The 11,424-nt window shown below is 67.2% G+C and carries 7 protein-coding genes and 2 pseudogenes; 6 read left to right on the top strand and 3 right to left on the bottom strand.

Features of this window, described 5'->3' with window-relative positions; genetic code table 11:
- Positions 1-38 precede the first annotated feature (38 nt).
- A pseudogene (locus ABDW21_RS14290) lies at positions 39-263 on the bottom strand (alpha/beta hydrolase); the annotation flags it as partial.
- Positions 264-829: 566 nt separating this feature from the next.
- Between ABDW21_RS14290 and ABDW21_RS14285 the strand changes: the two are divergent.
- From ABDW21_RS14285 to aceA, 4 genes and pseudogenes are all read left to right on the top strand, one after another.
- A complete protein-coding gene (locus tag ABDW21_RS14285) occupies positions 830-1,828 on the top strand; it encodes an NADPH:quinone oxidoreductase family protein (RefSeq protein ID WP_343602438.1) in 999 nt (332 codons plus the stop codon).
- A 749-nt stretch (positions 1,829-2,577) separates the two neighbouring features.
- Positions 2,578-4,287 (top strand): chitinase, encoded by a 1,710-nt coding sequence (locus tag ABDW21_RS14280; RefSeq protein ID WP_343710601.1) that lies wholly within the window; start codon positions 2,578-2,580, stop codon positions 4,285-4,287.
- Between the two features lie 326 nt (positions 4,288-4,613).
- Positions 4,614-5,415, top strand: a pseudogene (locus ABDW21_RS14275) (transposase family protein).
- 123 nt (positions 5,416-5,538) lie between these two features.
- Positions 5,539-7,839 carry an isocitrate lyase ICL2 gene (gene aceA, locus ABDW21_RS14270; protein WP_343602442.1) on the top strand — a complete coding sequence of 767 codons (2,301 nt, stop codon included), beginning with the start codon at positions 5,539-5,541 and terminating at the stop codon, positions 7,837-7,839.
- A gap of 31 nt (positions 7,840-7,870) precedes the next feature.
- Here aceA and ABDW21_RS14265 read toward each other — a convergent pair whose 3' ends face one another.
- Together ABDW21_RS14265 and ABDW21_RS14260 are read right to left on the bottom strand one after the other, a co-directional pair.
- Complete coding sequence (locus tag ABDW21_RS14265) at positions 7,871-8,695, bottom strand: hypothetical protein (protein ID WP_343602444.1); 825 nt, start codon at positions 8,693-8,695, stop codon at positions 7,871-7,873.
- A complete protein-coding gene (locus tag ABDW21_RS14260; RefSeq protein ID WP_343710600.1) occupies positions 8,692-9,321 on the bottom strand; it encodes a TetR/AcrR family transcriptional regulator in 630 nt (209 codons plus the stop codon). The genes ABDW21_RS14265 and ABDW21_RS14260 overlap by 4 nt, the downstream gene beginning before the upstream one ends.
- Positions 9,322-9,498: 177 nt before the next feature.
- Between ABDW21_RS14260 and ABDW21_RS14255 the strand changes: the two genes are divergently transcribed.
- Entirely contained in the window at positions 9,499-10,296 is a 798-nt protein-coding gene (locus ABDW21_RS14255) for a hypothetical protein (RefSeq protein WP_343710599.1), read from the top strand.
- 18 nt (positions 10,297-10,314) lie between these two features.
- Positions 10,315-11,025 (top strand): RES family NAD+ phosphorylase, encoded by a 711-nt coding sequence (locus ABDW21_RS14250; RefSeq protein WP_343710598.1) that lies wholly within the window; start codon positions 10,315-10,317, stop codon positions 11,023-11,025.
- Positions 11,026-11,424 lie beyond the last annotated feature (399 nt).

Here is an 11,424-nt window from a genome sequence, read left to right as displayed (position 1 = left end):
CGCCCGCGCGGCTATGAGCACGGCTCCTCCTCATCGCTTCACTCTGCATCGTCGCCCGCGCGGCTATGAGCACGGCTACAAGCCGAGGGGCGCTCCGGCATCGCGCAGTGTCCACCCGTCACTACGACCAGCCCGGCCAGGTTGGGCGCCGCCGCCGCCGTGCGGCGGGATTGAACCAACGGCGTCAAGCGGTCGCGTTCGCTGCCGATGACCAACGTGGGCACGGTCCGGCCGGCCAGGCTGATGTGCCGGCGCACTACGGCGTCGGCGTGGCCTTGAGCACGGCGCCGACGGCCGCGGCCAGGTGATGGAAGGTGTAGCCCCTCCGCTGCGGCGACGCTGCCGCACGTTGACATCTCCCCCGACTGAAGTCGGAGGATTCCGCGCAGCGTCCGGCTGTCTCGGCGCGGCAAGCCGCGCCGCCGTAGGCCACCCGCTGGAGGCGGTTCGGGCCGACTCGCTCTGTCCCTTGCGGGCGCCACAACCTGCCTTGCCAGCGGCCTCGCGAGTTGATACTGCTCGGGTTCCGGCCCCGGGCGATGTCCTGCCCTGCGAACCCGCGCCAAGCATAGCCGGTAGGTCCGACACCGACAGCCAAGCACACGCGCTCTTTGAACGCCGGGCTGCGCCCGGCGACATGCGGGATGGCCTCACCGCGGACCAAGGTCCGAGGCTTGCGGCCAAGAATTCGGTCAGCCGCGGGCGACTCGATCCCCGGAATCACGGAACTGACCGGTGCGCCACGTCCGCGGCGGGCCAACGGGCTGCCACCCGGCGCGCCGGCCGCGCGCCGAGCGGATAGGTTCGTCGGTGACAGGAAGGGGTTGCCATGCGGGCGGTACAGGTGTCGCGGCTCGACGGTCCGGAGGCCGCGCAGGTCGTCGAGCTCGACGAGCCGGACGGTGACGGCGCCGTCCTCATCGACGTGTACGCCGCGGGGGTCGCGTTTCCCGACGTCCTGCAGTCGCGCGGCCTCTACCAGCACAAGCCGCCGCTGCCGTTCATCCCCGGCGGGGAGGCCGCCGGGGTGGTGCGCAGCGCGCCGGCCGGGGCGGCGGTGCACGCCGGTGACCGCGTGGCGGCGCTGACGATGCTCAACGGGGCGATGGCCCAGGTCATCGCGGTGCCCGCGGACCAGGTGTTCAGGCTTCCGGACCGGTTGTCGTTCGACGCCGGCGCGGGGTTGCTGTTCAACGACCTCACCGTGTATTTCGCGCTGCGCCAACGGGGCAGGCTCACCGACGGCGAGACGGTGCTGGTGCACGGCGCCGCGGGCGGCATCGGCACGTCGACACTGCGGCTGGCGCCTGCGCTCGGCGCGGCGCGGACCATCGCGGTGGTCGGCACGCAGGACAAGGCCGACATCGCCATGGCGGCCGGTGCCACCGACGTGGTGTTGGCCGACGGTTTCAAAGACGCCGTGCTGGAGCTGACCGGCGGGCGGGGAGTCGACATCGTGCTCGACCCGGTCGGCGGTGATCGGGTGACCGACTCGCTGCGCTGCCTGGCGCAGGGCGGGCGGCTGCTGGTGGTGGGTTTCACCGGCGGCGACATCCCGTCGATCAAAGTCAACCGGTTGCTGCTGAACAACATCGACGCCGTCGGCGTCGGCTGGGGGGCGTGGGCCATGACGCATCCGGGTCACCTCGCCCGGCAGTGGGCCGAGTTCGAACCGCTGCTGGCCTCGGGGACGGTGCCGGCCCCGCAGCCGCAGGTCTATCCGCTGGATCAGGCCGCCGAGGCGATCGCCGCCCTGGAGGACCGCACCGCCAGGGGCAAGGTCGTGCTGCGCATGCGGGACCAGGATGTGCGCGGGGTTGACCGCTGACGGTGGACACCTGCCTGGTGGGACTGGCGGTCCTGTGGGAAGGATGTCCGTATCTCGGGCACGCGTCGCACGTATGCCCGCGCCCCTGGACATCTGACGAACGGTAGATGGTCTCGCGGCAGACCCGCATGGACCCATCATCGGGGAGATCGACCGGCAACCCGTCGGCCACGCGCCACCGATGTGTGGCGGGGCCGGTGCGCTGATCGGTATGCGCTTTTTGATTGACAGCCTCGCCCGCACATGTGACCATTAATGTCGCTAAAGCGTTGGCTCAGTGTCTTCTCAACTTTTGCGCCGTGGAATGTTGAGGTCCGGCGATGGGCGGTCATCGTGCAGGCACACTGGATCGGCGGGCCCGCGGCGGGACGGGTGGTCGCGGGGCGACGGCCGGTGCGGGCGTGGCAGCAGCATCGCTGGGCGCGGTGGTGGCAGCCTGGCTGGGTGGTGCGCCGCCGGCGCGCGCCGATGAGTTCAACGCGGTGATCGACCCGATCGTGGATGCGGTCCTCGATCCGGTGGCCGGCGGGCTCGGCGGGGTGGACGCGGGCGTCGCCGCGGATGTGGCCGCCGCGCTGGAGCAGGCCGCGGGAAGGTCGGGGTGGCTGGCGGCCGCCGATGCGGCCGCCGCGGGCCCGGTGGCGGGCTTGCCGGCGCCGACCCAGTTGTTCGAAGATTATGTGTATCTGCCGATCCACAGCGCCGAGCAGGCCTGGATCGCCAGCCCGGTCGGGACGGGGGTCGACGGCGTGATCAACGGGGTGTGGCAGCACGGTCTGGGTCAGCACGGCGTGCTGATCGGCAACGGCGCCCCCGGCACCGCGAACGACCCCAACGGCGGCAACGGCGGGTTGTGGTTCGGCGACGGCGGGGCCGGCTGGAGCCCCGATCAAGCCAACGTGGCCGGCGGCAACGGGGGGTTCGCCTACTTCGGCAACGGCGGGGCCGGCGGGGCCGGCGGTGGGGCCGGCGGTGCCAGCGCGTTCGGCATCGCCGGGGCCGGCGGCCAGGGCGGGGCTGGTGCGTCTGGTGGGGCCGGCGGAAACGCCACCGGATCGTTCTTCGGCATCGGCGGTGCCGGTGGCGCCGGCGGGACAGGCGGCGCTGGCGGGGCCGGCGGTCACGGCGCCATGCTGCTCGGTAACGGCGGCACCGGCGGGACCGGTGGAACCGGCGGCACTAGCGGCAGTACAGGAGCTGGATACACCGGTGGCGACGGTGGCGACGGCGGCAAGGGCGGGATGTTTGGCGTCGGCGGCAACGGCGGCAACGGCGGCAACGGCGGCAATGCCGATAATCCCGGCGGCGCCGGCGGCGTCGGCGGTCACGGCGGCGCCGGCGGGCTGTCCGGTGCCTTCGGTGGTGCGGGCGGCACCGGCGGTGAGTCCGGTGCCGACACCAGCAGCCCAGTCCTCGGCTCCCCGGGAACCCCGGGTAGCCCCCCCAGCGGATCGACCGGCGGCGCCGGCGGCACCGGCGGCGCGGGAGCCCCGGCCAGCACCGGGACGGGCGGCGGCGGTGCATCGTCGGTGAAGTTCAACCCGTTCTTCGACCCGACGTTGTACCCCGCTTTCGATTTCACCGGCGCTGAAAATGCGGGAGTCAAGGACGCTACGCTCGCCTTCGTCGTCGCGGATAGCGCAAATCAACCGTCGTGGGGCGGCTATACGGCCTACGCCATTGACGGCGGATCCCAGATCTCCTACATCAACGACCAGATTGCGTCGATGGAAGCCGACGGAATTACTCCCACCATCTCCTTCGGCGGCGCCAACGGGCCTGATCTCGCCGACGTCTCGGGACAAACCGTGTCCGGACTGGAGAACGACTATCTGGAGGTTGTGAACGCCTACGATATCCACCACCTGGACTTCGACATTGAAGGCGCCGCGCTCGGTAATATGGCGGCGCTGAAGATTCAGGCGCAGGCGATCGCGGACCTGCAATCAACAGAGGCGGCTGACGGCACGCCGGTTACCGTCTCCTACACCCTTTCGGTCCTGCCGACGGGTCTGCCGACCGACAGTTTGCCTCCTCTTGACGACGCCAAGGAATACAGCGTGGACGTCTCCCTGGTGAACATCATGGCCATGGATTACGGAGGCAGTTTCGATCAGAGCGGTAACCCGGGTATGGGCGAGTACGCGATCGAGGCGGCCGACGCCACCCACGGTCAGTTGATGACGCTGTATCCCTCGCTGACCAGTGCCCAGGCCTGGTCGATGCTCGGCGTGACGCCAATGATCGGTATTAACGACGACCAGAGCGAGATCTTCTCGATTGCTGACGCCCAGCAGCTGACCACTTTCGCTCAACAAAATGACCTCGGCCAACTGTCTATGTGGTCGCTCAACCGTGACAACGAGGGCGCTCTGGGCGTGCTAGCAGATAACAGCAGCGGAGTCAAACAATCACCCTTCGAGTTCTCATCCACCTTCCTGGACGATTCTTCCGGTTAGGAGCTTTCTGGGTCACTCTAATTTTCCGTGCAGGCTCGGATGAGCGGCTTTCCGCGATTTAGACTGTGAAGCATCCCCGGTTTCGACTGGATCCACCGGTGTAAGCCTCAATTTTCACGCAATTGACCGTGTTCGAGTATCGTAAACGCGACAGGTGCACTACCTCAACGATAATCGATGTTACGGGCATGCAATGAGGTTTTCTCACTTGGGGCCTGTGATGCTGATGTGATTGGTGGTGCGATGGGCGTGTCGTGAGCACGGACGTGGGGTCCGTTCCCGAAGGTTCGGTTTCGACGAAGACACCGAACAGGGAAGGACCCCACGTGGTCACCTACTCTGCCATCTGCGACGTGCCCGAGGAAACCGTGCTGCAGGTGACCGCCCTGTTGCGCTCATCGCCGCGCGATCGGCACCCGTACCGGACGGCGTGCGGGAACCGACTGCACCCAGGCCACGATGGTGCTGCTCCGGTTCCGCGACGACGCCGCGATCCGCATCCTGGCCGCCGACGCCGGACTGGCGATCTCCACGGCGTATCGCTACCTGCACGAAGCCATCGACGTGACCGCCGAAGCGGCCCCTGAGCTGCACGACGTGCTGGATCGGGCCAAGCGGGAAGGCTGGTCGCATCGGGTGTTGGACGGCACCGTGATCCACACCGATCGCGTCGATGAGCGCAACGAGCAGGGACATCACCGGTGGTATTCGGGCAAGCACAAAACCCTGGGCGGCAACGTGGCGATCCTGGCCGATCCGGCCGGGTTCCCGCTGTGGTCGAGTCAGGTTGAGCCCGGCAGCACCCACGACATCACCGCCGCCCGAAAACACTGCCTGGGCGCGCTGTATCAGGCCGCCGCCCAGGGCATACCCACGCTGACCGACAAGGGCTACCAGGGCGCTGGCATCGGGGTGCATCACCCGGTCAAAGGCCGCGATCTCGACGCCGATGCGGCCGGCTACACCGCGCTGCTGACCGGCCTGCGGGCGCTCGGCGAACGCGCCAACGCCGAACTCACAGAACGCTGGCGCTGCCTACGTCGAATCCGCCTGTGCCCCAGAAGGATCGGAGCAATCGTCGCCGCCGCGATCGTCCTCTCAACCCTCCAACGAGGAAACTACCAGTGAGAAAACCTCACTGATGTCTGCGAGCCCCGGGTGCCCAGGTGCGGAATCCGAAACCGCGGGCGTGACCGCAGCCAATAGACTCATCGGTGTCAGCGAGACCGGGGTGGACAGGAGCGAAGGACCATGGCCAGCATCGAAGCGGAGGCACAGCACCGGACACCGTTCGGGCAGGACTTTGACCAGGCGGTAGCCGACACGCAGCGATACTTCGACAGCCCACGCTTCGACGGGATCATCCGCCTCTACTCGGCCCGCCAGGTCGTCGAGCAGCGCGGCACCATCCCCGCCGACTACGTCGTGGCACGCGAGGCGGCGACGGCGTTCTACCCGCGTCTGCGCGAACTGTTCGCCCAGCGCAAGAGCATCACCACGTTCGGGCCGTACTCGCCGGGCCAGGCGGTGGCCATGAAGCGGATCGGCGTCGAGGGCATCTACCTCGGTGGCTGGGCGACGTCGGCCAAGGGGTCCACCACCGAGGACCCCGGGCCTGACCTGGCCAGCTACCCGCTGAGCCAGGTGCCCGAGGAAGCGGCCGGGCTGGTGCGCGCGCTGCTCACCGCCGACCGCAACCAGCACTACCTGCGGCTGCAGATGACCGACGCGCAGCGCGCCGCCACCCCGGCCGTCGACTACCGGCCGTTCATCATCGCCGACGCGGACACCGGTCACGGCGGCGACCCGCACGTGCGCAACCTGATCCGGCGCTTCGTCGAGGCCGGCGTGCCCGGTTACCACATCGAGGACCAGCGCCCCGGCACGAAGAAGTGCGGCCATCAGGGCGGCAAGGTTCTGGTGCCGTCCGACGAACAGATCAAGCGCCTCAACACCGCCCGCTTCCAGCTCGACGTGATGCGGGTGCCGGGCATCATCGTGGCGCGCACGGACGCCGAGGCGGCCAACCTGGTCGAAACCCGCGCCGACGAGCGCGACCAGCCGTTCATCCTCGGCACCACCAACCTGAAGATCCCCTCCTACAAGTCCTGCTTCCTGGCGCTGACGCGACGCTTCTACAACGCCGGATTCACCGAGCTCAACGGTCACCTCTTGTATGCCCTGCCCGAGGGCGAGTACGCCGCCGCCGACGCCTGGCTGCAGCGCCAGGGCATCGCCGATCTGGTCGCCGCGGCGGCCGCCTCCCGGCAGAACGGCGAGGCGCGCTCGATCGACGCCGTCTTCGACGAGGTCGAGTCGAAGTTCGTCGAGGCCTGGCAGGACGACGCCGGGTTGATGACCTTCTGCGAAGCGGTTGCCGAGGTCCTCGAATTCGCCGCAAGCGAGGGCGAACCGCGCGCCATGACCGGCGCGGAATGGCGGCGCTTCGCCGAGCGCGCGCCGCTGTACACGGCCCGCGAGAAGGCCAGGGAGCTGGCAGCCGACCCCGGCTGGGACTGCGAGCGGGCGAAAACCCCCGAGGGGTACTTCCAGGTCCGCGGCGGCATCCCGTATGCGATTGCCAAGTCGCTGGCCGCCGCGCCCTTCGCCGACCTGCTCTGGATGGAGACCAAAACCGCCGACCTGGCCGACGCGCGCCAGTTCGCCGAGGCCATCCACGCCGAGTTCCCGGAGAAAATGCTGGCCTACAACCTCTCCCCGTCGTTCAACTGGGACACCACCGGCATGACCGACGAGCAGATGCGGGCCTTCCCCGAGGAGCTCGGCAAGATGGGCTTCGTCTTCAACTTCATCACCTACGGCGGGCACCAGGTGGACGGCGTGGCCAGCGAAGAGTTCGCGACCGCCCTGCTGCAGGACGGCATGCTGGCGCTGGCCCGGTTGCAACGCAAGATGCGCCTGGTCGAGTCGCCGTATCGCACGCCGCAAACCCTGGTCGGCGGGCCGCGCAGCGACGCCGCGCTGGCTGCCTCCTCGGGCCGCACGGCGACCACCAAGGCGATGGGCAAAGGCTCCACCCAGCATCAGCACCTCGTGCAGACGGAGGTGCCCAAGAAGTTGCTGGAGGAATGGCTGGCGATGTGGAGCGAGCACTACCAGATTGCCGAGAAGCTCCGCGTTGCGCTGCGGCCGCGACGCGCCGGCTCGGACGTGCTCGAACTCGGCATTTACGGCGACGGCGAGGATCAGCTCGCCAACGTCGTCGTCGACCCCATCAAAGATCGGCACGGCCGCAGCATCCTCACTGTGCGCGACCAGAACACCTTCTCCGAGAAGCTGCGGCAGAAGCGCCTGATGACCTTGATCCACCTGTGGCTGGTCCACCGGTTCAAGGCCGACGCGGTGTACTACGTCACGCCCACCGAGGACAACATCTACCAGACCGAGAAGATGAAGTCGCACGGTATCTTCCGTGACGTCCACCAGGAGGTCGGGGAGATCATCGTCGCCGACCTCAACCACGATCGGATCGCCGAGCTGCTGGCGCCCGACCGGGTGGCGCTGAAACGGCTGATCCTCAAGCAGGACTAGACCGACTGCGGCAGAACGACTTTCGGCCCCGTTACGGATGTGCGACGAGGTACGTCTCGTTGTCCAATCCCGCGGTCAGTTCCTCGACGGCGAAGGGCCGATCCAGGCGGGCGCGAAGCTTCTCGGCGTCGACAAGGAGACCGATCTCCGGGGTTTGGCGTACGAACAGCCTTCCGATCCGCGGGTAGAGCCGGCGCATGACGGCCCGCTCGGGTGCTGTGCATCTTGAAGCGCAGTAGCCGACGTGTCCGATTTCATCGGTGAGGATCTCGTCGTATATCCGCTCGACGCGTTCGGCGACGTCGGGTTCGCCGGCGAACAGTTCACTGCCGACGCGGCGCAGTTCGTCGAACATGACGCAGCCGGCCATTTCGGCGGCGCCGATGAACATGACCCCGAGGCGCTCCGGGAGGAACACCCCCGTCTTGACGAACTGGCGCAGCACGAAGGGCGGCGGCAACACGTGAAAGGTCAGGTCGAACACGTCCAACACGTATGCCAGTAGGCGAGTGTGATAGTGCTCTTCGAGTTCGAGATACACCCGTTCCGGCGGAAGGTCGTCGCCGCTGCTGAGGCCGTAGGTTTCAGCCAGGCCGACGCCGAAGCGTTCGGCCTGGTTCAGCTTGGCGGTCGCCAAGAGAAACAACATCTTCTTGTCCAGGCCCTTCTCGGGTCGCCGACGGCGCAGGTTGCGCAGGAAGGTGGGTTGGTCGGCGGGGTGGCGTGATCGGACGGGGTTCGCCTCAAGGCTGGTGAAGAACTCCTCGCGGCTGGCCAACCGTCGATTGAGCACGTCGGCCTCCCCGTCACGCCTCTTCAAGAAGTCCCGGTAGCCGTCGATTCCGTTGCTGTTCATCGTGATTCCATTCCTTTGACAATCGTTGTCACATACCGACTCAAGACGGCATCGGCCGCCGCAGACTGGTGAGTGCCGGTGGCCAGCAGCGCGAACAGTCCCGTCAGGAAGAACACGCCCAGTTCGGTGGCGTCCTGCTCAACCGAGACTCGGCCGGCGTCCTGCGCGGCGGTGACGGCGGCAATGACGCACTGGGCCAGTGGATGCTGGGTCAGTTCGTCTTCAGCGGGGCGCGTTGCGGAGAAGTGCAACCCCAACATGTCTCGCATGACCACCGGACCCAAGCGACGCTCCACGGCAACGACGCGCTGCACCAGAAGTGACAGCACCGACAACAAGTCATCGGGGCCGTTGTGCGCCGCCCTGAGTTCGCTGACGATCCTGACCTCTTCGTGTCGTTCCAACTCCGCCAACACGTGTTCCTTGGTCGGGAAATGGAAGTAGAACGTTCCCCGGACGACCCCCGCTGCGCCGGCGATTGCACTGACGTCGGCATGGGCCAGACCGACCCGGCCGATCTCGGCCAGCGCGGCGTCGAAGAGGCGTGCGCGCGTTTCCAGCCGTCGGGTCTCCCGGACGCTTCCTCCCGCCGGGTGAACTGCGGTGATCGCGCTGGGCGACGGCATGACCGCACGATAAAACACTCATTGGCACATGTCAATGACGACCGTCAATGACGTCTGTCAGTGACTGCGACGGCACCGGTGCGGTCGCTTGAAGCACGCGCGCATTCTCAAGAGCGACAGGTGCTGCAGCTTCAACGAGACGGAGCTCGATCTCCGTCGTCATCGCAGCTAACTCTTTTGTTCGCGTTCCGGCGAGTTGTCATCAATGCCATCGCGCACGACGCCCCGAACAGCGCGGATCGACGCCTCAGCTTCCCACGCGCTCGAATCCTCGCTCGCCTGGCTGGCGGCCAACAAGCATATGTAGCAAAAGCGATATACTGCCTTTTGCGCTACACTTGCTACATGACCGCCGGTTACGACATCGCCGAGGTCGGCGACAAGCTCGAAGTTCGGGGAGTCAGCCGGTCAGAACTCACCGAAGCACTGGACCTGATCCGCGAGCTGCAGGTCGAAGGGGTGCTAGAGGTCGCCACGAGCCTGCAAACCCTGCGGGCCGACCACGTGGAAGCCAATCGAGCGGAGCTGCTGCGGGCGCTGATGGGACATCAGGTGAGTCTGACGCCGCCCGCGAGCCTCACCCAGATGCAACAACTCGCTGCCCGACGCAGTGCGTTGCTCACGACAGCGATCTACACCCATCAGTCCCTGGCAAAGGCCCGCGGCACGACCGAATCGACCGCGAGAACCTGGCTGGCGCGCCAGCGCAGCGCTCACAAGCTGTTCACCGTCAAACACGACCGCGACACCGTGATCCCGGCGTTTCAACTCGATGAACACGGCCAGCCTCGGCCGGAGCTGCAGCCGATCCTGGCGGCACTCCAGGAAGGCGGCGTGCAGGGCTGGTCGGTGTGGACCTGGTTGACCGAGCCCACCAGCTTCTTGTCCGGCGGCATCCCGGAGCAACTCGCTCACCGCGATCCGCACCGGGTCTTGCGCGCGGCCCGACGGTTCGCCGCGGCCCCGCCCGCATAGGGCAGGTCCGATCCGCCAGTGTCGGTCCCGCCGCCGCAAGACGTGGACTGCCCGGACCCCGCCAGCTGCCGTGTCGCCACGACGCTGCCGCTCCTGAAGACAGCCACCCTGCACGAGGGACGCCGTCTCTACCGCGTGTACGACGGGAGATGGGGCTACGACGAGTTCAACCCCGGATTCGGTGACAGCCGATTCGCACCGATTGACGACCCCTTGACCGGCGGGCGACTGCCCAGCATGTACCTGGGCGAAACACGCACCACCGTGCTGCTCGAGACGGTCTTTCACGACGTGCATCAGCAGAGCAGCATGATCGGCTATGACCACCATCTCCGCGAACAGCTTCTGGCGCATATCGAAGTGCCGGCCAGGGCAGTTCTGGGGGATCTTCGCGATCCGCAGCTGGAGAAACTCGGCCTGCGGCGCGACCAGGTCGTGTCGAGCCCGGCCGAACACTACCCGTGTACACGCCAGCTGGTCATCGAAGCCCTTGCCCAGCAGCACAATCCACCACTGCAGGGACTCGTTTGGCATTCCCGGCAAGCGGAGCTGGGCAACAAGCCGCCGCAAGAGGTCATCGTCTTGTTCGGCAACCCGCGATACCGAACGCGGCGCGGCTCCTGGAAACGGTTCGGCCCGGGCTCGCAGAATCTCCACGAAGGCCCCGGCCGGCTACGGGTCGACCAGATCGCCAACGAGCTGCGCGCGGTGATCGAACCCGACCGGTAACCAAAAGTGTTCCCGTCGTGCATGAAAACGGCCCCGGAGAAGCCTCCGGGGGCCGTTTTCGACTGGTAGCGGGGACAGGATTCGAACCTGCGACCTCTGGGTTATGAGCTGGGGCACCAGAGGTTTTCGGGGGTTCACGTGATCTCATTTGCACAGGTCATTCCTGAAGGAGCGGGGCCGGTCAAGACCCAGTCGGTTGTTGTTTCGGTTCGTTTTGCGGCCTTCCTGGTCCTGGCTGGGGGCGTCGAAGTAGGCGGCGGGGTCAAGGCTCGGGCGGAGCCCGACCGCGCAGCTGTCATTGGCCACGATGATGGGACCAGCTGCCGTAGGGCCTTGACGCCGCCGCCGTTCGGCGCATGCTGTTCAGGGCAGGGAGGTCGAAATCGGCTGGTCCTGCTT

The organism is Mycobacterium sp. (assembly GCF_039583805.1).
Lineage (GTDB): Bacteria > Actinomycetota > Actinomycetes > Mycobacteriales > Mycobacteriaceae > Mycobacterium.
The sequence above is the reverse complement of the archived record's forward strand: the minus strand, read 5'-3'. Positions and strand labels throughout refer to the sequence as shown.

Bases quoted from the DNA above. Each gene is read 5' to 3' on its own strand.
- ABDW21_RS14285 (WP_343602438.1), top strand. From the start codon at position 830: ATGCGGGCGGTACAGGTGTCGCGGCTCGACGGTCCGGAGGCCGCGCAG.
- ABDW21_RS14265 (WP_343602444.1), bottom strand. From the start codon at position 8,695: ATGAACAGCAACGGAATCGACGGCTACCGGGACTTCTTGAAGAGGCGT.
- ABDW21_RS14260 (WP_343710600.1), bottom strand. From the start codon at position 9,321: ATGCCGTCGCCCAGCGCGATCACCGCAGTTCACCCGGCGGGAGGAAGC.
- aceA (WP_343602442.1), top strand. From the start codon at position 5,539: ATGGCCAGCATCGAAGCGGAGGCACAGCACCGGACACCGTTCGGGCAG.